We start from the raw sequence: 22,909 nt of genomic DNA, 5'->3' as shown, positions 1-22,909 counted from the left end.
ATCGCTGGTTCTGGACAGTTAGATGTCCACTGGCAATTTTCTTGTTCGGGACTTGTTCCAAGCGATCTTGCAGACCTGTTCTAGTACCTGCATGATGCTCTCGCGGTCGTAGACCGAAACGTCTTCCAATGCCAAATAAATACGCTTGGCTTGATCTTCAACGCGAACGCTGCTATCTATGATCAGTTCGTCCAAGCCACATTCAAAGATGTCGGCCATGTCGGATAGCCTGGTGATCGACGGCTCTGCCGTCCCCTGTTCGTATCTTGCATAAGCTGCTGTTCCTATACCAAGCCTTTGAGCCACCATGTCCTGGGTGTAGCCGGTCGCTTCCCGTCGCCTTTTGATCCTGGAACCAATCTGTTTCTTCAGCTTTTCGTGCTTTGCTTTTTGCTTCACGCTGTCATTGGTCATCACTGTAGGTAGTAGTAGTTAAATTCATATGATTTTGACTGATAACAGGGCATAGATCAAGGTGAAGGCAGCGCACTAGAGCGTCGGTCTAGTTAGAGGGTGGGGCAAGTCAAGATAGATCTGACTTTGACGCGAACAGCCCAGATCAGGTGCAGAGGGATGGTGAGCCACCACAAATACCAACAATTGTTGATCAGGTATAAAAAAAAGCACCTCCGGGTGCTTTTTGATTGGGGCTGCCCCTCGTTGCAGGCGATCTATCGGAAGGAAGGTCGGGCCTTCCCACTAACGTGACTAAGCAAATGGTGATCACCGTTAGCTCCTCAGATGTTTTACCCACCAAAAGACCAAAAGAGGTATCCGTTTCCTTGTAGGCACGTTGGGCCAAAATCCATTCTGCAATCATCTGCTGTGAACTTCATAAGCCGTTATATATTCAAGATAATGTGGGAAAATCAAAAATCAATCGTTGATGATTTTTGATTTTAATTTTTTATGTGTATGTTTACTATTAGCATCCTCCAGAGATTCCAGTAGGTTGAGGTGCAGAGCAGCTATAGCCAGATGGTACCTGTGGATTTCCGGGTGCCTCTACCCAAGAGCTCAATGGTAATAAGGTCCCTGTTGATACACTTCTAGTTGCCAACATAGAGAGTATAGGGCCACTACTGGATGTGCAACTGAAACCACCCCACTGAATAAGAGTAGGTGGTTCAACACATGCAGGTGGTAGTGGTGTGTAGAGTTGGGCAGTGCATGAAGACTTCGGACCGTAGTTACCTGTGCAGAACCAGCTATATTGATTCCCATTCAATTTTAGATTGCTTGGATCTCCACTTGCGCATAACATGTCAGGAGTCGATGAGATAGTGGTGCCATTGCTCGCTCCGCACACACCTGGTTCTCGTTTATAGGCCATGCAAGAGGCTGCTCCTTTGGTATTGCTGCAAGTCCATTTATAGGTAGTTTCACCATCGTTGGTTGTACTTAAAACTACACTTGGATTTCCAGAGGAACAAAGAAATGTACTAGGTGCCGCTGGAAGAATCGATCCCCCAGAAGGACCGCAAGTAGGTTTTGGAGCAGGTACGGTCGGCGTGGCTGGGAATGTATGTGCTTTAGGAATGAGGTCTAACATTCCAGATGGAACAACGCACGTTGAGTCACAATCCATTCTTGCAGTTTGTTCTTTGGCATGTGAACTATTGAGGCTTATGATTAAAAAAACTAATGTACCAATCGCAATATTTATTGTTGATTTTGTTTTCATTATTATTTTCCTTTGATATAAATATATATTATTAAAATTAATAAAATAGTCAAATTTTTAGGAAAGAAAAAAGCACCAGAAGGTGCTTTGGCTTTATGCAAACAATGCTTCAAGCTTTCGCTTTTGTTTTCTCTTCAGGCAAGACATGAGCATTGGATAATTATCCTGAACTGTCTTTGCCAGTTCATCTTGCAGTTTGCTGAAGTCCTCAGAAGCCATGTACTCAGTCACAGCCTTTGGGGTCTTCGGTCTGCCACTAAGCTGCATTGCTGCTTGAACCATGAAGTAGCTGTTATAGGCAATCAGAAGCTCCCTGATTTGGTTTTCAGGAGTGAAGAAGAACTTCTTGTAGACTGCAATGAGGTTCTTCCCCTCCTTGGTGTTGGCGAAGCTGAAAATCCTGTCATTCATTCCATTGATACAGTATTGCAGGCAATTAATATTTTTCATGTCTGCTCTCCTTATGCCGCAACCAGGTCGGTCATTTCTTCATCCATGAGCTTATCGAGCTCCCCCACGATAGTTGCGTCATCCCCAGGCTCGGTGAAGATAAGCTCAAGCTGCTCTGCCTCGATGCGGGCCTTGGCCATCTCAAAAAACCGTGTGTCCTTCTCAAAGCCAATGGCATTTCTAGCCTGTTTCTTAGCTACTACCAGGGTGGTGGCTGATCCAGCGAAGGCATCGAGCACCACGTCACCAGGCTTGCTGTGATTCTTGATCAGGGGCTCAATCATCCAGGAATATTTTTCAGTTGGATGCTTAGTCTTCTTCCTACCGATGGGACCCTCGTAGACCTGTGTCATTTCGGACTGCTTACCGAAGTTGAAGGTGTACTGTTTGCCTTTCGTAAACCACACGGCTTCTTCGATAGTGGACCTGTAGTTCCAGCCAGTACTTGGGATAGGGTTTTTCTTCTTAAAGTAGATTTTGTTCTTGAAGTTCAAGTGGAAGTCACGCTCGATGTAGTGAGCAATCAATCCAGTATATTTACGGTCCAAGAAGAGGATAAGGGAGCCGTTGTCTTTGAGAACCCGGACGAACTCAGCAATGAAGGGCTTAAGCCATTCATAGTAGGCTTCAATGCACGGCCAGCTATCTTTGAAGTCGTGACCCCATGCGTCTTCGGTGGAAACGATTTTTCCACCTACCATTGTGAGCTTGTTCTTGCTTGCAATGCCATAAGGAGGATCGGTAAGCACCAAGTCAATGGACTGGTTTGCAACTGCTTTGATGCCAGCTTGGCCGTCGATGTTAAGAAGATAGTTTTGTTCGGTGATATTCATATTTATTCCTTTATTTTTTAGTTTATGTCATATGTTTTTCCCTCCTTCTAAGTGGACCATCCGCTTAGTTGGCAGTTAGTGGGTTAATCGCTGTAGGTAATTTCTTACCTGTTTGTATGTCGTCGCTGTATGGTGAGTATTATGTTTTAGCGAGGAAATTTTGTACAGCCACTCAAAGGTAGTAACCTAACGTTTGACGTTTAGCTCATTCCTGATATTTGATTTCTAGAATATTTCACACTATAGGTGAAGATCATGCATAAATTAATAATGAATTTACTTATTGAAAAATGGAAAAATAATTTAATAAATATATTGACAATTGCATATATTCAATTAGATTGATTGATGAGCAAGAGACTCCCCAGGTTGTAAGGCTTACTAAGCAGACGGTTTATCCGTTTGCTTTTTTATTGGGCAATCGTCATTGAAGAGTGGAATTTATTATCCTGCTTGATATCCCGGAGGAAGGTCGTAGCCTTCCTAACCCCAGCCTACAGCATCTAATATTAATGGTATAAATGCAATTTTTCTTGCCTTTTGTTTTTTGTCTTGTAAATTAATAAGATAAATATAAAAAAGGGGAGTAGACATGAAAAAGATGTGGATTTTATTCTTGGTAACGATGTTGCCAAGATTGGCGTTTGCAAGTGGCCCATTTGAGCCAGTTGCCGACGACATTAGTGTAAAGGTGCTCGGGCAGATATTTGGCTCACTAGTCTCTAGCGGCGGCAACGATGCGTTTGGCAGCGCCGTCTCAACATTTAATGGAGCAATCTTGCTCATTGGCGGCATCCTTGCTACATACACGTTACTAGCGGGTACCTTGGGAACAGCGCACGATGGAGAGATGTTAGGCAAGAAGTTTTCCTCTGTCTGGATACCAATACGCTATTCGCTTGGGACTGCTCTGGTGCTACCAGTTTTGCCTGGAGGTTACTGCATGATGCAGCAAATGGTCATGTGGTTAGTGTTGCAAGGTATTGGCTTGGCCGATCTTGTATGGGACTCATACATGCAAACCCCCGGTGTATCAGCCAATTTGAGTATCAATAAAAACACTGAAGACAAAGTGAAGTTACTAGCCGAAAATATTTTCATGGCTCAGGTCTGTGTTGAGTCTAATAAGAAAGCTGTCGGAGAGACTGATAGTGTGTTGACGATAAAAAGCCGATATAACTATGCTACGGTGTATGACGATAGCAATAGAACCTACAACTTTGGTGATCAAAAAGGTATCGCTTCAGGTTGGTCAAAGAACGATTGTGGCGAAGTGACATTTGGGGAAAAGATTGAGAATTCATCTGTGGCCGATGGTCCGACTACAACAAACAGAGGATATTTGGGTCCGTTAGATGACTTGTTCCAGCCAACTGATATTCAACTAATCAATAAAACACATGAGCTTGCAACAGCGGCAATGATTGTAGTGGCAGAAAAAGCAGCCCAGGAGCTTGTTAAGGAGGGAGACAACCTGGATGTTGAAGGTGCTGGGAAGTTTTATGCGAAAGCTGTAAAGGTAGCAACTATGGACTACATGGCTGCTGTGAAGACAGCGGCTAACGCGGTTGCTATGTTACCGAGTGACACTACAAAATCTGCTCATAAGTATGGTTGGTTCATGGCAGGTGCCTACTTCATGAACACCGTTGTGACCAATAACAAGATTACTAATGCTTTAGCTGCGGTGCCAGATAGCAAGTTTTCAAAGTCTGCATTCAATGATCAAGCTGAATCGCTGCAAGCTACTGGACTGAAGGTCATTGCTGCTGGAAACCCTGACTATGGTTCAGCAGCTAATGCAATTAATTCTAAGAAGGACAACCAGGCTTCTAAAGCGACCCAAGAGTTAGGATTTAGTGGGCGCATCATGAATGCACTTACTCGCGGCTTGACTTCTATTGATCTGTATAACTTGAAAAATGACACGAGGCATCCAGTCATAGTTATCAACGAAATGGGTTCCAGACTTCAAGCATTCTGGACAGGAATGATTCTGACACTCATTGGCGTAACTGGTGCTGCTGGTATTGCTTCACTATTTCCTTCAGCGTCTGCGATAGCTACAACGGTATCTAATGCATTATTTATCATTATAGGATTCTTAGGTTTGCCAATCATGGCCTTGGCTGCAACTTCTTTTACAGCGAGCTACTTAATACCAATGTTGCCGTTCATGATGTGGCTAGGAATCTTAGGGGGATGGCTGATCGCTGTTGTAATTAGTATAATTGCTGCACCGTTATGGGCAATTATGCACCTTCACCCAAACGGCGACGATTTGACTGGTAAAGGTGGAAATGGATATATGATGGTTCTTGGGCTTCTTCTAAGACCATGCTTGGCAATATTTGGTTTTATTGCCGCGATAGTGATCTCTTCTGTAATGGGTGAATTTATCAATAAAGTCTTCTTCCAGGTATTCTCATTTAGTCAAGGTGACGGTAAAGGTCTTGGATTTTTTATAGGTATGATTGCTGGTACTGCTATCTATGTAGGCATAATGTTTTCATTTATTAAAAAGACATTTGGCTTGATGCATATTATTCCTGATGAGCTTATGAGATGGATCGGTGGTGGTGGAGATCAGCTTGGGCAATATGCAGGTAAGATGGGCGAAGGATCACAAGGCAGTCTTGCAGCAGTTGCGTCTTTCACTGCTGGACGTGGACTTACTCAAAGTATGCAAAATGGTGCAAGACAGTTGGGTGACATTGGTAAGAATTTCAAAACAAAGAAAGACAATGAAGCTAATGAGGCGAAGAATAAGGATTTTCAAGGCTTGAAGAACAGAAAAGAATTTGACGGTCTTAAAGCTGGTATGGATAAATCTCTAGGTGGTGGCGGTGGTGATCAGGTAGCTTCCATGATGGGTATTACGGCAGACAATATTGATAGTTTTGAAAGCCAGGAGAAGATGCATCATTTGACCAATGCTGTTAATTCATTAGAGCCTCATGGAGAGGATGCAGGGGCTGCATTTCTTGGTGCTATGCAAACCTCAGCAGGTGAAGGATTCGCTTCTTACGGTGGCGCAAAGGAGGCTGTGAGTGAGATCTCTAAAGGGATCGTGACAAACTCTTTACTTGCTCACGCAACGGAGCAGTTTGGCGAAGGCGCCGGTGACTACATTCGGTCAGTGGCTAACAATGAGACTGGTGGGATAGACAATGGAAAAGCAGTAAAGGCTGTCAGTGATCTGAAGAAAGCGAGTGCAGCGCTTGGCCCACAATTCAAAGATGTATTCAATAAAGCAGTCAGCGAAAATCCTAATGATGGACCTGCAATGATGGCACATATGGCTAAAGCTTATGGAGTAGTAAGCGTGGCAAAGAAGAAGGAGGTTGAGCCCGAAGAAGCACCTAAAGATATACAAGAGGAATAAAAAAAGCACCCTTCGGGGTGCTTTTACTTGGTCTTGAGGTTTAAGATAGTTTCAGCTTTCTTGATCTGTTCATCAAGGAAATTTTTACTGGCTTCTGAGTTAAGAATTTTCTCCCAAATTTTCTCAATGTGCTTCTTTTTTTCGGACAAGGAATAAGGGGATGTCGTCGGATTATTTTCCTTGTTCATTTTTTGGCTGGATTGAATTTATTCCCTACCTTAGGCTTAGATTCCATTACTTTTTTGTCCAAGAGTTCTAGGATAGTTCCATATTCGAAAATGAGTTGAGCCCATTCGTCAATATAAACTTCCGAATAGGAATAACCAAGAGCTTTACTAAGCTCCGCATCCAATGAGGCATCAAAAGCGATTGAGTACCAAATGTTGTTAATTTTTATGGCGATAGCTATCTTGGTGCCATCGGAAGTCTTAATTACGTATCCTGCCACTACCTGACGAATATCAATTAACTGAGTGACTTTATCGCGGGGAATAAAACTATGGTCAGACATAGATAAAATCTTTCTTATCAATTTAAGTATTCTAGAAAACCACTTCATATGCCGTCCTCCTGTTTAGGATCAACATATGAAATGAAAAGATAAAGTCAACAGCGATGAGTGAAAAAAGCACCCGAAGGTGCTTTAGTGTATGAGTTAAAATTATGCTTTGCCGCTCTTCTTACGGGCTTCCAGGATTGCTGAGGCATAGGTGCTAAGGGTAGGACTGGTGGTAGCGTCGTTGCCGTGCTCTGTGCGATTCTCAAGCACTGCCTTGTAATTAGGAGCCGCAACCTTTTGAACTTGTTCTGGAGTCATTTCCAAAGCAATGCCAAGTTGCATGGCCGTCTCACGATATGCCTTTTGCCCCATGATCCACTCAGCCAGCATCTGCTGTTGGATCTCGTATGTCTTCTTGAAGTCGCTACTCACGTCTGCGATTTCCTTCATAGGGCGGGAAAGCAGCTCTCTATGTGCTTGTACTTCTTTCTTACTTTCACGAAGTTCATTCTCAAGTCGCTCCACACGGAGACTCAAAATATCAGCCACCCTAGCTGAATTTTCATTCATGCGAGCACTATGTTCAGCATCAGATGCCCGGCGTTCAGCAGCGTGTGACTTAGACTCGTAAGAGCGGACCAAATCGTTTTTGCCAATGTTCTCAGCCAGAAGACCATTAATCACTGCTGTTTGACGTGTGCTCATGCTTTTCTCCAATTGATGAGTCAACTATAACAAAAACGAAACGGAAAGCAATATTTGTACGCCACATCGTGAGAGAAACGCGAAATTTTGCGTCTATTTTCGATCTGAGTATCGAAAATCGCTCCACCAGCGCTGCTTGTAAGAGGTGGGGTATTTTCCAGAAACGGATTGGCGAGAGACGGCTGTGGTGCATTAAGTATATTTGTGTTGCAATAATAACCTTTTTTTGCATGAGAATTTTGTTCGATTTCGATGACGCTCAGGTTTCGCTGCGCCTTCGAAACGTCAACCCTGATTGACTTTCTTAATTGTTTTGTCAAAATAGAAGAACAATGAAAAGGAAAAATATGGGTGAAATATTAAAGACAATAACAGGTCAATTATGTGGTAATGGCATTGTGACTAATGAAGGACAATTCTTGGTCTATGAGTATGTTGAGATAAAAAATGATCAAGAGACAGTTAGGTTTGAAAGTGTTGCTATGAACAAAAAAATGGCGATTGCTATGAAGACTGGCAGAGCTTTTCAGTTCGCTGACTCAAAGAATTTCAATACTCATTTTAAGCACCAGTTCCTTTGTGCTGTACAAGCTAAAAACGGCGATGTGATATCAGATGATAGAGTCTTAAAAGGAGCATTTAAAGTAAGAAGATTTCTTGCATTTCTATCTTTAATACCACCGGCTACTATACTAGCTCCTTTTGTCTTCAAAAAGGCAGGAGAGATCAAAGCAGCTTCTGAGAAGGTGGGTGAATTTGATCCCATAGATAAGAACTTTTACAGAAACCTGAAGAAGAAAAAGATGTAAGGAAGAGAGTTTTTATAACCGTTGCATGATCTCCTGGAAGAGTGTCGTAGCACTCTACACTTACGTGATCGATCATTGGCATTGGCTAAGATTATGAGCATCAGGTGGGTGCTCATCGTCATTTTGCTGCATGGCTTACCTCTCCCTGCTTTGTTTGCGCAGCAAATGAAGTAGGTGCTCCCAGCCGGGCCACTGACTTCAATGAACCACAATTAACTTAATGCTATATCTTGGCTATCGAAACAGGACAAGCTTAGTTGATATGATAAATAACGGGAGAACCATCCATTAGGGGTTATACGTGCAATACAGGCGTATTTTTTTGTGTATTGTTAAGTAGGAGCACCTATTCGATAAAGTCTATTAAATACGATTTAAACCTACTATTCGTCTACGCTACGGCGCTGAGCAATGGGTTTTGTCCATAATTATTTGGAAAATCTTTCGCGGGCTTCTTCATCAGTCAATGGCTGAATCTTTCCATCAATAGTAAGTAAGAAAAATCCAGAATTGCCTGGTTTGTAATAGAAATCTTTACGCAACACTATCTCCATGTGTTGGTAAAAATAGATGCCAGGGGTCTTTAGATTGATTTTGTAATAGGTTTTGTTTGGCAAGTTTTCATACCTGCCTTTATTTTGTCGGCTATTGATGTCTTCCAATTTTGAAATCTCAATACAATTGGGAACGTGATTGGGAATAAATGCACCCTGAGTTTGTGTGAAAATCTTAAACGGCAGGTTAGTTCCAGGGTATTTTGCTTTAGACTTCTTTCCTGATCCTTTAAGAAGTTTGTTTGCTGCTGCTTCTAGCTTTCTTCTTTCTGCAATATTCATATAAATCCTTATTATCTTATTTATATATGAAATTTATGAAATTTAAAGGATTTTGTCAAGTTTTTGCGCTTTCCCATTTTATTCTATTTCATAGAACCTCTACGAGAATGTTCTTTGCTTGACTGAGTCATCATCATCTTTGCTTGGATGATGATTAATTAATATGTTTATAGATAGTACATTGCTTTACCTTGTTTCTTAAGAAACTGCGGCAAAGCCTTATCCCTTGCAAACTGGAAAATTCTCAACAAATTTGAGTTCCAGAGCAATATTGCTCGTCCCGAGTTTATTCAATTAAACTGCGGCCCGTGAGGTTGTTAGCAACCTTTCCGAATCCTGGTTTCTTTCTACCAATCTAACGGTAGGGTGCAGGGTATCCAGGACCTTCCTTTTAAAGAAGTAAGCCTAAACCTATATTTGCTCGCACCATCCAACATCTGGCTTGTGGCAGATCGGTACGAATAATCTGCCGTCAGTAGCTTTGAAAGAAGCTCCACTATCTGCATAGTGGCACTTGTGCTATTGGACTCGTTTCATTTGGCTAATTTAGTAGATTCTCACCTTCTACTGTTCGGACTTATCTTATGCCGTATCGCTGTAATTGTTTCGCCAAATTACTTTACTTTTATGAGTCATGCTCTTTTCGTCACACAAATGACTAACTGAATACTTCCAGAATATTGAAATTGCTTGTTGGGTGGATCACAGGATACTTCCTGGTTGCCAATTAGTTCCCAATCACTCAAGTTCTGTATTTGTTCGTCGCTCTGTAGCGCAACGAAGAACAAGCTTTCTCAAAATTCTGTCTTCTTCCTAGATTGAACGATGCTGAGTAAGGGGTCTTTTTAATCGCTTGATTACTCTCGCTGCCCAATGACATATAACACTTCAATCTATCTTTCTGGGCAAAAAAAATGCCCTTGATTTTTTACCAAGAGCAACTCATAAAATTAATTGTTGACAAATTTATATTAATACACTATTATTAAATTGCTTTTGGTAGTACACTTATATTGTAAATTTTTAATTTGTCAAGAGGTGTGCTGTTAGAAACCGGGTGGTGCCGAATCTAACGAAAATAAAAGGCTAGTCTTAACTGACTAGCCTTTTATTTTTTATACGTTCTTAATCCATTTAAACATACCCAACAGCACAGTTTCTGATGAGCCGTCCTATATTCTTGAAGGAAAAAAGCACCCGTAGGTGCTTTTCGCATTTTACCTAGTGGCTTGGAGATACTTCAGCCAGGGTAAACGTTGCCCCTGAATCACTTGATTAGAAACTGATTCTTGTCTTTGCCATCGAGCCACCGTGGAGGACGTCCACGACCTGTCCAGGTTTCGCCAGTGGCATCATCGCGATACTTTACAGCGACTGACTTGGGAGCTTTGACAGGCTTCGTTTTGGTATCTTTCAGGTCTTCAATGCTCAGACCATATGTCTTCATGATAGAGGCGATTTCTGCCTTGGCGCCTGCAATTTCGTCCTTGCGTGCAGCTTCGGCAAGTTGTTGCAGTTCAGCGATTTTCGCTTGGTATTCCTGATAAGTAGGCATAAGTTCCTTCAATGGTTTGACGATAGATAGCACTTTACACGATTTTTTGTAAATTCCCCAAACCTAACAATAAGAATCATTAATGCATCTCCACGTCGGATGGTCTTTCACTATATGCATGTTTGCCAGAAGAGTGGCGAAGCACTCTCACTGACGTGACCAAGTGCAGAAGAGGAAAAAAGGAGCTAGGGGAGTTTTTCGTTTAAATCAACATACTTTTTTATCGTCTTCTTCCCGCCCCATAACTCCCAGGTAGCATGAGTCGTGAGTCCATCACGTCCTCACTCACTTCTCGCTTATTGTCGTATATCTTTGCTTGCTTAGGTGGTGGATTTTTAACGGCAATCGGTTTGGCCGTAGGTTGATTTGGAGCTTGTGTTACTTGGTGAAGAGTCGCATGTTTGAGCTTACGGGGTTTGGTATCGGTTAGGGTAAAGTTGAGCCTTGGCCGAAGAGCGGTGATGAAGTTAATTGCATATGGCGTGTCATCTATCAAACCAAAAATACTGTTTAAATACATGTAATTCTTGTGCTCAATCGCATGCTCCGTGGCCATCTGCACTGCGAGGTTGTAGATGCCAGATTGGCAGAGCTTCTTCAAATCAATAAATGCACTGATCTTGGGATCGGTAATCTTACTGAGAAATTTCCGCAGTTCCGCAACTTGCTTATCATTCATCCTGCTTCCTTAGTTGTCGTTCTATTTAATCCAATAAGAAGAATAATAGCCAGAATATACTTGACTTAAAAGTTAAATTTAATACATTGAATTATCTATCAAGGAGAAGTTATGATAAATGATGAGTTGAAAAAAGTGCCGGTTCCTAAGAATACGCAAATATTGATGGCGCTTGAATGGGAGCCAGATCAATATCGCCAGTTGCTCCTTTATTTAAAAGAGAGTAACTACCATTCTGCAACTTATGAAGAACATCATATTGAACCAAACCTAAAGCCAGATCGCCCTTGTGATACCACCAAGTAGCAGATTTTCCTGTTATTTTTCCTGCTGATAGAAGACTTGCGACATGTACAAGTTCTGCAGTGCTGGCGTGCCTTGAGCATGGAAGATGCCCTGTTTTTTCTAATAGATCTAACTCAGCCTTGTCGTGCATACTTGATGCAAGGATCACAGAGGCGATTGGAATTGATAGCCGAATGCAAAATTCTGTGTTATCAACACAGAAATATTTATCATCTTTTTCTGTCCCATATACAAGTAGCTTCGCTTGTGGAACCGATATTTCACGCCCATCAGTTAGACCATGACCATATGGATCTATGTCCGTGGTTAAGCTGATTAAGCCTTTTTCAAGTTTTCCGTTTTTGCGATAGAGGCCTGCCTTGATATTATTCTCTTTGAGAATCAATTCAATGTTTGGTCTATTGGTGAAATGGTAGAGCGTAATAAGCTGAGAGTTCATTGTTGTCATCCTTATTTAACTGTCTTTATCGTTCTTCTATACTTTGAGCATCAGGGTCATATCGGTAATTCACAATCTCACCATTGATCAGCATGACTGCTGCTGCTTCGATGATATGCAGAGGTGCTATGAACCACTCCCTCGGTGAAAACCTTTTACCTTGCTTATCATAGACGTCGACGTTCAAGCAGGAACTGCCAAAAAAGGTGTGGAGCAACAGTTCCAGCTTCTGGGGATTGAGGTTGTAGCACTCAAACACAGCAATGACCTTCACCTTGGCCATCAGGTAGGTTGGCTCTTCCGCAGCATTCTTGATTCGTTCCTGCACTGGAACAGTGGAGTAGCCAATCTTGTAGAGGTTCTTCGTGTCTGCGATTTCTGGCACTTGACTGAGGGACTGAAGTACGTAGAGGTAGCCTGACTTCTTGTCGCCTGCTTGAATCTGTTCTAGAGCTTCAAGCGCCTTCTCGTGGTGATCCAGAATACGGCGACCCGTCGCATCCTTGTAGAGTTCCGTAGCCAGGGACCGAAGCAGCATGTTGGACTCGGTGCCGTTTTCAAAGATACAGCGAAGGCGTGCGTTGACCTTGCCATTCTTCACTTCCTTCTCTCCGACCTCTGACACATATACCATGACCCCATGCAACACGAAGAAGTGACCAGGTTGGATCTGCTGCTCCCCAGTGAATTGGCGTGCTTCACGAATGCCGGCGGTCAGCTCCGAATGGCACTGCTTGAACAGGTGCTCAAACTGCTCAAAGTCCTTGCAACGCTTGCGCTGTGCGATCTTCTCAGGCATGTCCATAGGAGACTTTGGGACGTGCTTGAGCTCAAAGATACTGGCCGCTTCGTTGTCCAGTAGCCCAAACGAATCGTCCGCGAAGATGTCGGCCACTGAGGTGATGGGTTTGGCTGGCTCCATATAGGTGAGCAAGTGAAACTCATCAACCTCCTGTAAGGCTTCGCATTTCTCCTTGCTGGCCCGTAGTCCCTTGAGCCTGTTGAAGAGTTGGAACTCAAGGATGTCGGCCGGGTTGGACTCTGGTTCCTTGCCATGCTGACGGTAGAAATCATTGATCTGCTGGAACGATTGAAGCAGTCGTTCATCCACAGTGATAGCAGCACGCTTGGGCTTAATGTTGAGTAAGCCCAAATCATCGTCTTGCAGAATTTTTAGAAGTGAATCCTTCTCCACGACTTATACCCCTTGCTGTCTGCGTTGGGCTTTGAGGTAGACCAGGGCGTCAGCCATACGACGTTCCAGAGGGTCCAAAGAACTAATGTTCGGCTCCCTGCCTTGCGCCGTGAAGAATGCTTTGATTTTCGGCCAAAGCAAGACGGCTTCCTCATCACTCATCTGCACACGAGTTGCTTCAATCGTATCCTGAATAACTTTGAAGATTTTCGTGGTCAGTGACTTGGACAGAATTTCAAACGCCTTCTGAAAGGGATTGACTCGATCAATCAAGTCAATGTGCAGGTCGTCAATGTTGATGAATTTGTCGGCCATGCGGACAAAGCGCTTGTCACCTTCCTGCTTGATTTCACCATTCTTGATGACCGAATCAACCACAACATGCTGACGAAGCTCTTCAACTTGTTCATCACTAAGGTCAGGGTATTTTATTTTGATGATTTTCGGAATCATAACCTTGTTGATGACCTCGGGATCAACGTTACCAGGTAGTGCCTTCACGATCTTGTCGTCAGAAAGGATTGCAGCCTTCAGGTCGTTCAAGTCGGATTCAATGATATCCTTTACTCGCTTCGACGTTGGTTCCTTCAGGCCACGAACCTTGATCTCGGTGTCGGTGCTTTTGTCGTCGTCGTTCTGCTTCGTTTTGAACTTGAAGTTGGGGGCCAGAACTTGTTCCATCAGCAGGGAGCAGGTGATGGCCTTGAGCATGTTATTGACGGACAGCTTCACCAAGTCGTCTTCTGCATCAGGCTGGGCGATCAGGTTAGTGAACTGAGCATGGCTTTTGTTGTCGCTGTCACGAGTGCAGCGGCCAATGATTTGAATGATCTCAGTGAGTGATCCACGATAGCCAACCGTCAGGGCATGCTCACAGAATTTCCAGTCAAAGCCTTCCTTCGCCATGCCAAGGGCAATAATCAGATCCATGTCCTCTGGCTTGCTAATGTGGCGAAGGTATTCAACGGTGCGTTCACGTGCATTGGGTTCGTCGTGGACGAGATCGGCAACTTTTAATTGTTTGCCGTCGCCATGTCGCACCATATGAATAATGCCCGTGTCAGGATCACGGTGGGTGACGGTGCCGATGTAGTCAAGAATCCGATCAACCTCGTCATGCTTCTCCTTGGTGGACTCGCCTGATTGCACATTAGGTATGTGGAGAATGGTCTTCTGGTCAGTGTTTAGTACCGATTCGATGCCGCTAGGGATGTGAGGTTCTGGCCGCTTAACGTAGCTGCCTTGGTAGAAGTGGTAGCCGATACCAAGGGACTTGAGGAACGTGTAGCCGTTTAGCTGCTCATAGTAGTTGTAGCTGACCTTGGTGAATTGGGCTTCGTCTTCGGGAAGCAGAACCGGCACACTGTCCCCACGGAAGTAGGAGCCTGTCATGGCTGCGATATGCACATCTGACTTGGCCATCACGGTCCTGAGCAGTTCGCCAAGACGGTTTTCACCATCAGCAGAGACGTGATGGAATTCGTCAATAGCAAGAAGCACATTATCAAACTCAGACTCTTCAATGGCCTCAAAAGCAAACCGTAACGTGGCATGTGTACAGATCAGAATCTTGGCGTCGTTCTTCAAGAAATTAACGAAAGCCTGAACCTTGCTCTTGTCGCCCCCAGGTGTGCAAAGGTTGTTCCTCGGCTCTACCGTCCAGTCAGCGAAGAAACCAAACTTGCTCAGTTCCACACTGTCAAAGGAACCGCCAATGGACTTTTCAGGAACGGCAATAATGGCTTTGGACAGTCCTTGGTTGATGAGTTTGTCTAGTGCAATGAACATGAGCGCACGTGATTTACCAGAAGCAGGAGGTGCTTTTAGAAGGAGGTATTGCGCATTGCGAGCTTCAAAAGCACGCTCTTGCATCTCCCGCATGCCATATTTATTGATGCTGGTGCTTTTACCAGTTTGGCCATAGGTTACGTCAACGATATTAGGCATTTTTGCTTCCAGTCATCTTCTTGTAGGTTTTAAATAAGGCTGCAAGCCGATCTTCATCTGACTTAAACGGGGTGCTCTGATAGAGTGATTCAATTGCCAGATCAAGGTCTTGGTGAGCATCAAGAAGATCGGGGGGCTCGTTGCCAGGATCGTACATGTCCGCAAGAGTGAGTTCAGGATACGCCTCTCTAGCAGCAAGAATCGCAAGTGCAGCCCCTTCAATCGATACTTTCAGCGCTTGATTGATTTTTGGCAGAGGAAATGTGTTGTAGCAGACTGCGGCTGAGTATCTAAAATCTGTTTTTATTCGTCCGCCTACGGTGCTGACCCACAATGTATGGACATAAGAGGATAGTATTCCAAATAAGAGCGGGGTGGCGTGATAGATGGCAAACGCTGAATCATTGATGATTTCGGAATTCGCCAAAAACCCAATCGGAATATACTTTCTCTTTTCGCTGCTATGGCGAGGAATGACGATTGATGGTCCGTCACGGTGGCGTACTTCACCGAAAGCATAGGGTGTCTGTGCCAGTGCTTTGGTCGATGCTCGGGAGCTTGCAGCCCTTAATTTTTGAGTGGCCTGAACTCGCTCAGTAATTTCAGTGTTGAATTTATAATTTGTGGAGTTTAACCATAAACAATAACGATCTTCGCCATGAAGTAAGTCGTGTGAACCGACCGTTTTCCGAATTAGAGATTTTATGCTAGAGTCACGCTTTATCAGATCCTGAGCCTCTTCTGGGGTAAGAAGAAGATTTCCCCCATCATTCGGCATACTTCCAAAGCAAATTGGTGGAATGTCTGCTAATGGCTTGCTTTGCTTGCGAATAACATCATTTCCAGAATCAACTAAGTATGGGCCAATATTTTTTGCAGTCCGAATTGTTCCTGATGAGTAGATAAATTTTTGACGTTGACTACCTATTTTCCTTAATCCGATAATGACGCATATGACTGCGGCATTATTTTTTGCATTATTTTCCCATTTAAAGTTTTGGTGCACAAATCCAATTTCAATACCCATTTCAAAGATTGACGGCCAGAGGATCGCGGTTTGCTCTCCTTGGGATATCGAGTTAGTGCTGACGAATGCGGAAGAAGCAAGCGACTGTGATTGATGAATATATTTTGCAGCCTTGTAAAACCAAAGACCAATATAATCAAGATTGGAGTAGGCCACTTCATCCCCAAAGGTGGATTCCATGTCATCCTTTTGATCCTTGTCTTGCAAGCGTGCACCAAGATAAGGAGGATTTCCAATAATAAAAACTTCATACCCAGATTCTGCGGGACACACTTTTAGCCAGTCGGCTTTGGCCGCATTGTCGCAAGCCACGTTTCCACTGTTTTTTAAAGGAAGTGCAGGATTGCTATGCCCAAAGAGTGCCTTGAACTTCAGATTCATCTGATGTTCTTTCAGCCACAGCGACAGGATGGCGATTTCATGGGCGAAGTCATCCAGTTCTATGCCATAGAATTGGGATAGCTTTATTCGTGACAGAGGAATGAGGCCTTCTTTGGAAAGCTCCTTCAATCGTTTGAAGATTTCCATCTCAAGCGTGCGAAGCTCTTTGTAGGCAATGATCAGGAAGTTGCCCGATCCGCAAGCGGGGTCGAAAATCTTCAGGTGTTCAAGCCTGAGAAGTAACTGTTCCAGCTTTGATTTGCTATCAGAGTGCTTCTCAAACTCTTCCTTCAGTTCGTTAAGGAAGAGCGGTTCAATGACCTTCATGATGTTGGGCACGGACGTGTAGTGCATGCCCATGTTGCCCCGCTGACTGGGGTCAACCACGGCCTGAATCATCGAGCCGAAAATGTCGGGGTTGATCTCTGACCAGTTCAGATCAGCGCCACACTCGATGAGCATGGCACGTGACTTCCGATTGAATTTCGGTACAGGCAGCTTGTCGGCAAACAATCCGCCGTTCACATAAGGGAAGTCTGTGATGTAGTCAGGAAGACCTTTGCGGTGTTCCTGGTTCATTACATCAAAAATCTTGCTTAGATAGTCGTCAAGGTCACTGCCATCAACAGCCGTGTGAGAAGCTATGTGATTTGTGAACAGCTTTGGCGGCTCAAATATCCCTGTATCTTCTGCGAAGTAGCAGAACAAGATCCTGGACAGGAAGACGTTTTGAGCGTGGATTTCCTGAGTGGTTGTAGCAGCGTTGTTATCTCTGAGTAGGTCAAACAGCTTCGCCATTTTTTCGGCGGCTTTGACATCTGCTGGATTCTCGCTTTGTGCTTGAGCCTTCTCTAATCCTGCCCAAGGAAGGAAGAAGTCAAACTTCTTGTTCAGTTCGGCCAGAGGGACATCTAAGGTGTCTGCTGTCTTGGTATCAATGGCTAGAAGCTGAGTATCATTGATAGCAATGATGAAGCGTGGCTGGTGCTTTGCAACCATGTCTGCATGCTTCATCTCATCGATGACGGACAGGAGCTTGTCACTGTCGGTGGCCTTGAAATAAACTTGCTTTTTCCACAGCACTTCATCTGCATTTTTGGAGAGGTTGTAGCTGCCTTTTCCAACGATTTTCAAACGGGTAATGGATGCCTTCGGCTTACCGTAGCAATCTAGCAGATTAAACAGGAATTCAGCCTGATCAATATTGCCAACAAGGGTTTTTACTTTTTCTTCTACTTGCGCAATGTTCATTGGTATGTCTTCGTAGGCTGATTGAGGCTGTCAACAGAAAAAAGCACCCGAAGGTGCTCTTGATTTTACTACCCTATGAACCTTACACTGCTTTAAATTCAGCTTCAGTGATGTCACCCAACTGGTCCTTGTTAGGAACTTTACCTTCACGGCTTGCCAGCTTCTTCAAGAAGTTGATTTTGGCTTTTTTGTCGGCAGGAGTGACCAGCCATGCATCAACAGACTTACCAGCCTTGTAACTTGCAAAAGCACCTTCAGCTTCCAGGAACTTTGGAGGGTGGGCCAGCCACACACCAGTCTCTTCGCCCTTGGTGGATTTAAGCGGCTTAGTCATGACGCGAGTGCCAGCGGCTTTGTTTGATGCGTTGGCTGTAGAAGCACGTGCGACAGGCGCTGCATGAAGACCGAGTTCAGAAGCAGTGAAGTTAAACAGCTCGATTTGTTCCAGGACGTTTGCCAGGGCAGCAGGACGTTCCGATTGCAACTGAGCGGCCACCATATCTTCAAACTCTTTGCGTTTTGCAAGGATGTCAGCCAACGAGAGTTTTTTTGCTTCTGCCATGAATTTCTCCAGTAAATACGTTAGATAGTTAGACCGTAGTAGCTTGAAAGGTTCAAGATGCCACTACATTGTCGTTTTTCTTGTTGATGATTGTACTGTATGACGGATAAAAATCTGCGTCAACTATCTTCTTACTTCTTTGCTACATAAATTTAGACTTCATGCAAATGCTGCTCTTTAGATCGAAAAAAGCAAAGAAGCCAAAGGTAGTGCTCATGGTGTCAAAATCGTAACTGCTTGAAATTCAGTAGTCCATTTGCTGATACTAAGCACTCGTTGCGCTGGTCTGTCGATGATATTGAGAGGTAAAGTGATCGTCTTGGCGATTGTCCCTGGTGGAATGTCTTTGTCATACTTGTAGCTTGCATTGGCTACCACGTCCCCAAACATGTCCTTGATGATCAAGTCGCCAGCGAAGCCACTGAGCTTTTGCCCACTGGCGTTCTCAATTACAAGGGTCATGACGGCCTCGGAGTAAGCATTAGCAATCGTGTTGTAATTTCCACCTTCTATCTTTGTCACCGTCAAACGAAGAGAGTCAGCCAGTGGGTCTTTTTTAGGGCCAGTTGCCTGAGTGCCTGAGAGGGATTTAACCTGCGTATCCTTCGGCTTGGAGTCTGGTATGAACAGTGAGCAAAACAACCCAATTAAAACTAAAACTCCTAAACCCTTCAATATCTTGTCTAGCATGGTTTCTCCTATTTATTTTCCATGCTAACAATTGAATCGGCTTTGTCAATTGGAGGTAGTTGAAAAAAATACGCTTTTCTAAAATTAAATACTGCTACAGATCTCTAGCGAGTTCTTCTTTGCATAGATAGTATTTATCTATTTTTTATGTTTAATGATTGTGTATTTCTCTATAAGGATTGCCCTGCGACATATAACATATCAATCCACCTTCCATTCGGGCATAAAAAATGCCCTTGTTTTACCAAGAGCAAGCTCATTTAATTTTTTGATAATCTTAAAGCATCAACCATCATAGATTTTTTATTGGCAGTACACTTATGTTGGAAATTTTCGGATTGTCAAGATGTGTACTGTTAGAAACCGGGTGGTGCCGAATCTAACGAATAATTAAGCCTGTTATTATGACGGGCTTTTTTATTGCGGCAATCAACAGAGCTTTATCAGATTAACCACCTTCCACATGACAATAATTGTTAAGGCAGTGATTGCTCCGTAGAAAATGCTTAGAGTTTTCGAAAAGAATACGCTATATAAAGGCTTAACTTCATCTTTGTATTTGTAAGCATTCATTGAGAAGGTAGCACTGCTCTCTATGTCGTCCGCAACTTTCTCATATAGTTTTCGGTAAAGCTTTTCTTGATGTAGGAAGTAAGCGTCAAGCCACCAAAAAAATATTACTGGGAAAACCGCTAAATATGTGAAGTTTGGATCAGTTTTATCTGCCGATAGGGCGAATGTTGCCGCGACTAAAGTCACAAGCCAGCCTTTGATTAAGAACGAGTTCCCTACCATCCTGTTGATGACACCTTGAATGAATCCCAGGTGTGCAATTTTTTCGTCACTGGCCATGTTGTTTTTTCATCTGATAAAGTGTATCTAAGGAAGAGGCATAATTCTTTTTGTTATTCTCTTTTTTTGACCACTCATCTAAATCATTAATGCTTAAAGGCGTGAGATGAAGTAGATCAGCTGGATAATTAACGAGCAATTCTTTTCCTTCATTAAGATGTTCTAGTGAAGCGGTAACCGAGTCTAGAGAAAATTGATGTCTGTGAGCTTTAGGCGATCTCTGCCTGAGCATTCTAGTCATTGCGATTTCAGAATAAATCCAAGGTGATTCGGTTTTTCCTCGTCTATTAATGTAGTCGGTAGGTTTGAAAGAGCTTGGTGTATTGACGAAAATAATGCATTCACATTGGTCAATCATGTCCATGAGTGCAGTTGAAAGCATCATGTGTACGTGACTTGTTGAGCGATTTCTTTTTCTATAGTTATAAGTTTCCCCAGTGAGACTTGGGCAATAAACGTCATCTATCAGCTTTAAGAGCTTGTCTGAGTATCCCCAAACTGTTGAATCTATAAATGATTTGAGTCCAAATTCTTCCTTTAACCACCCTGCAAGGCCAATAACAACATCTTCATCGTTGTGCGAATGAGATAGAAAAACATTTGCTTTGATTGTAGGGAACCAGTTAGCTATAATTTCCTCTGCGTTTAAATACCCACTCGCATCTTCAAAAATTTTTAGATCAGTTTCAACTACTATCTTGTTTGCCTCATGGATTATTTTACCAGTGGGAATGTATCTTGCCCAGTTTCTTGATCCCGGATCAAGATTGAATCTAGCGTGCATATATTTCCAATAATAGTTTAGTTTGATTTTTCTTGAAAATTATTCCCACCGCGAAAAGAAAACGAGTTCTATAGTTCCTTGGCTGGAAACTTCTCTTCAAAGCTTACCACCATTTCTTTCCTATTGGCAAAGTCTGTTAGTTGTTCAGACAGCTGGAGCATAGCGGTAGCTCTTTCTTCCAAAGACTTAGCAAGGGTTCTGAGTAGGAAGATATGGGACAGGTCTTGCACATTTGCTGACCGTTTGGCTGGCTTCTTCTTGATAGCGCTCTGTGGTGGTGCTTCTTGCGCAAGGTCTTTGCTAGGTGACGTTTCACCATTCAACAAGAAGTTAGCCACGTCATAGATTGAGTAGTAGACCAGCCGTCCTATGTTTTTGAAGGGGATAGGAAACCTGCCTTCTTTTCGTAGCTTGGATTGCTGTTTGGTAGGGATACCGATTTCTTCAGACAGTTGTTCAGGAGACATGAGCAACTTGCCTTTGGTTTTTTTCTTCAAATAATCAATAAGCTGTTCGTTGATCATCGCTACTCACTTCTTGTCTAAGGACTCGTTCTACTGTTATAGTGCGTGGCTGATCGTGTGTCCCTGTAGTTCAATGGATAGAACAGGTTCCTCCTAAGAATCAGATCCAGGTTCGATTCCTGGTGGGGACACCACAGATCGACACTCCATAAGAAAACAGGTAGCAATGGCTACCTGTTCTCGTATCTAGCCTACTATTTTTCCGTGCTCCAGTGCCAAATTTGTTCCAAGAGTGCCTTGGATTGGAGTGGATTTCGACGGATTGGAAGGGGCTACTTCCTATAAAAATCAAATACTTAGCGACTACTACCTGTCCTCCTGAATCGCTTAGGAGGACCTTGTACTATCCATTGTACGATGGCGACACGCGCAGCGGCATTATACAGGCTAGTGCCGGCCATTAACAGTCCGGCAAGCGGGCATGTGCGTGGGGCCAGCGCCTCAGTGCCCTGCCACCTGGCGCAATGGCGCTGGCACGCCGGGCGATGCCGAAGGCAGCAAGGGCAGGATTTGCTGTGCCGCCAGCTTGTGCGCCACCGGATTCCAGTGGCCGTCCACCGGCAGGAAATCCATGCGCTCGCGTTGTTGCTCCCAATGGCGCGCGAATACGGGCTGCATGTCCACCACCTGATAGCCGTGTCGCCTTGCACTCTGGATAAAAAATGCGCGATCGCCCGCCTTCCAGTTAGGCACAGCCTTTTGCGGCGCGTACAGCATGTTCCGGTCAGCATCGACCAGGAAGATAATGCGGGTATCGCCAGCGCCGCCCAGCGCGCGCAATTGCGTCAAGTAGTACTCAAGCGCGGCGGCACGGCGCGCATCAGGCGCGCCGGCGACCGTATCCTGCGCAGCAGCAGGAGGGCTGCGGTGCAACTGGCTCACCAACCAGTCAGGAAATTTCAAGTTGTAATAGATATAGCGGGCCAGAGCCGAATAGGCAAGCAGCCGCTTGGCATTGGGCTCGACATAGGGAACATGCACCAGCTTGATATTGCTCCCCTCGCTGACAAACATGCTATGGCCCCGCTGCGCTGGCGCCAGGATATCGAGCATGTCCATCGGCTCGACAAACATCACTACCGTGCGCGGATGCAGCTGCGCACGCGTATGACGCAACACTTCCAGGGCGTCGGCAAACCCGTTGCCCGAGGCGGAAGCCGCATACACGCCGCCGCCCAGGGCCTGGTTCAGCTGGCCTTGCAGGGTTTCCGGATACTCCAGCATCAAGCTTTCAATAAAGCTGTCGCCGATGACAAGAACGGCAGCATCATCCTTGAAATCAGGCGAGTTGGTAAAGCCTTGCCGATTCGTCTTCCCATGCCGTGCATTCGCCAGGGCCCAGCCGTGCGAATACACGTATTCCTGCTGCGGCAGATATCGGGAATACGGACGCTGCTCACTGCTCTGCTCGATGCGCAAGCCGGACACCACCGGCATGCATTGCAGGAACGCTTCCAGCGCCAGTGCCGTAACCAGCACACCCAGGCCTATCGCAAATATGGAGCGCATATTATTT

20 protein-coding genes and 1 tRNA gene are annotated in these 22,909 nt (G+C 44.3%); 3 read left to right on the top strand and 18 right to left on the bottom strand.

From position 1 onward, the window contains the following. Positions 1-18 precede the first annotated feature (18 nt). The 3 genes from CLU92_RS26670 to CLU92_RS26660 form a co-directional block, all read right to left on the bottom strand. A complete protein-coding gene (locus tag CLU92_RS26670; protein WP_101484330.1) occupies positions 19-414 on the bottom strand; it encodes a helix-turn-helix domain-containing protein in 396 nt (131 codons plus the stop codon). Positions 415-1,777: 1,363 nt separating this feature from the next. Then, entirely contained in the window at positions 1,778-2,134 is a 357-nt protein-coding gene (locus tag CLU92_RS26665; protein WP_101484329.1) for a hypothetical protein, read from the bottom strand. 11 nt (positions 2,135-2,145) lie between these two features. Continuing rightward, positions 2,146-2,967: a site-specific DNA-methyltransferase gene (locus tag CLU92_RS26660; RefSeq protein ID WP_101484328.1), complete on the bottom strand. Its 822-nt coding sequence runs from the start codon at positions 2,965-2,967 to the stop codon at positions 2,146-2,148. Between the two features lie 592 nt (positions 2,968-3,559). Between CLU92_RS26660 and CLU92_RS26655 the strand changes: the two genes are divergently transcribed. Further along, a complete protein-coding gene (locus CLU92_RS26655) occupies positions 3,560-6,352 on the top strand; it encodes a DotA/TraY family protein (protein WP_101484327.1) in 2,793 nt (930 codons plus the stop codon). 184 nt (positions 6,353-6,536) lie between these two features. Here CLU92_RS26655 and CLU92_RS26650 read toward each other — a convergent pair whose 3' ends face one another. Together CLU92_RS26650 and CLU92_RS27595 are read right to left on the bottom strand one after the other, a co-directional pair. Next, complete coding sequence (locus CLU92_RS26650; protein ID WP_101484326.1) at positions 6,537-6,911, bottom strand: hypothetical protein; 375 nt, start codon at positions 6,909-6,911, stop codon at positions 6,537-6,539. A gap of 102 nt (positions 6,912-7,013) precedes the next feature. Beyond that, positions 7,014-7,556: a hypothetical protein gene (locus CLU92_RS27595; RefSeq protein ID WP_143452659.1), complete on the bottom strand. Its 543-nt coding sequence runs from the start codon at positions 7,554-7,556 to the stop codon at positions 7,014-7,016. 347 nt (positions 7,557-7,903) lie between these two features. On the opposite strand from CLU92_RS27595, the gene CLU92_RS26640 reads away from it, so the two are divergent. Continuing rightward, positions 7,904-8,365 (top strand): hypothetical protein, encoded by a 462-nt coding sequence (locus CLU92_RS26640; RefSeq protein ID WP_101484324.1) that lies wholly within the window; start codon positions 7,904-7,906, stop codon positions 8,363-8,365. Positions 8,366-8,793: 428 nt separating this feature from the next. On the opposite strand, the gene CLU92_RS27590 is transcribed toward CLU92_RS26640, so the two are convergent. From CLU92_RS27590 to CLU92_RS26590, 12 genes are all read right to left on the bottom strand, one after another. Continuing rightward, complete coding sequence (locus tag CLU92_RS27590) at positions 8,794-9,201, bottom strand: hypothetical protein (protein ID WP_143452658.1); 408 nt, start codon at positions 9,199-9,201, stop codon at positions 8,794-8,796. Positions 9,202-10,468: 1,267 nt separating this feature from the next. After that, the gene (locus CLU92_RS26635; protein WP_101484323.1) at positions 10,469-10,756 is read right to left on the bottom strand and encodes an H-NS family nucleoid-associated regulatory protein; all 288 of its coding nucleotides are present in this window, start codon (positions 10,754-10,756) and stop codon (positions 10,469-10,471) included. A gap of 220 nt (positions 10,757-10,976) precedes the next feature. Further along, positions 10,977-11,435 (bottom strand): hypothetical protein, encoded by a 459-nt coding sequence (locus tag CLU92_RS26630; RefSeq protein ID WP_101484322.1) that lies wholly within the window; start codon positions 11,433-11,435, stop codon positions 10,977-10,979. Positions 11,436-11,580: 145 nt separating this feature from the next. Further along, positions 11,581-12,180 (bottom strand): hypothetical protein, encoded by a 600-nt coding sequence (locus tag CLU92_RS27585; protein ID WP_143452657.1) that lies wholly within the window; start codon positions 12,178-12,180, stop codon positions 11,581-11,583. 25 nt (positions 12,181-12,205) lie between these two features. Next, positions 12,206-13,375 carry a GIY-YIG nuclease family protein gene (locus CLU92_RS26625; protein ID WP_101484321.1) on the bottom strand — a complete coding sequence of 390 codons (1,170 nt, stop codon included), beginning with the start codon at positions 13,373-13,375 and terminating at the stop codon, positions 12,206-12,208. Between the two features lie 3 nt (positions 13,376-13,378). Next, the gene (locus CLU92_RS26620; protein WP_101484320.1) at positions 13,379-15,322 is read right to left on the bottom strand and encodes a DEAD/DEAH box helicase; all 1,944 of its coding nucleotides are present in this window, start codon (positions 15,320-15,322) and stop codon (positions 13,379-13,381) included. Further along, complete coding sequence (locus CLU92_RS26615) at positions 15,315-17,981, bottom strand: DNA methyltransferase (RefSeq protein WP_180338593.1); 2,667 nt, start codon at positions 17,979-17,981, stop codon at positions 15,315-15,317. Before CLU92_RS26615 ends, CLU92_RS26620 begins: the two co-directional genes overlap by 8 nt. A gap of 82 nt (positions 17,982-18,063) precedes the next feature. Continuing rightward, positions 18,064-18,543: a hypothetical protein gene (locus CLU92_RS26610; RefSeq protein ID WP_101484318.1), complete on the bottom strand. Its 480-nt coding sequence runs from the start codon at positions 18,541-18,543 to the stop codon at positions 18,064-18,066. 213 nt (positions 18,544-18,756) lie between these two features. Further along, the gene (locus CLU92_RS26605) at positions 18,757-19,233 is read right to left on the bottom strand and encodes a hypothetical protein (RefSeq protein WP_101484317.1); all 477 of its coding nucleotides are present in this window, start codon (positions 19,231-19,233) and stop codon (positions 18,757-18,759) included. 429 nt (positions 19,234-19,662) lie between these two features. Continuing rightward, positions 19,663-20,085: a hypothetical protein gene (locus CLU92_RS26600; protein ID WP_101484316.1), complete on the bottom strand. Its 423-nt coding sequence runs from the start codon at positions 20,083-20,085 to the stop codon at positions 19,663-19,665. Further along, entirely contained in the window at positions 20,075-20,869 is a 795-nt protein-coding gene (locus CLU92_RS26595) for a hypothetical protein (protein ID WP_180338592.1), read from the bottom strand. Before CLU92_RS26595 ends, CLU92_RS26600 begins: the two co-directional genes overlap by 11 nt. 68 nt (positions 20,870-20,937) lie before the next feature. Then, on the bottom strand, positions 20,938-21,393 hold the full coding sequence (locus CLU92_RS26590) for a hypothetical protein (protein WP_101484315.1): 456 nt from the start codon (positions 21,391-21,393) through the stop codon (positions 20,938-20,940). A gap of 59 nt (positions 21,394-21,452) precedes the next feature. Between CLU92_RS26590 and CLU92_RS26585 the strand changes: the two genes are divergently transcribed. Further along, positions 21,453-21,527 (top strand) — tRNA-Arg (locus tag CLU92_RS26585). 307 nt (positions 21,528-21,834) lie between these two features. Here the strand turns inward: CLU92_RS26585 and CLU92_RS26580 are convergent. Further along, on the bottom strand, positions 21,835-22,902 hold the full coding sequence (locus CLU92_RS26580) for an SGNH/GDSL hydrolase family protein (RefSeq protein WP_101484314.1): 1,068 nt from the start codon (positions 22,900-22,902) through the stop codon (positions 21,835-21,837). Positions 22,903-22,909 lie beyond the last annotated feature (7 nt).

This window comes from Janthinobacterium sp. 61 (genome assembly GCF_002846335.1).
Classification (GTDB): Bacteria; Pseudomonadota; Gammaproteobacteria; order Burkholderiales; family Burkholderiaceae_D; genus Janthinobacterium.
Note: the sequence above shows the minus strand (reverse complement) of the source record. Positions and strands in the feature narration are given on the sequence as shown.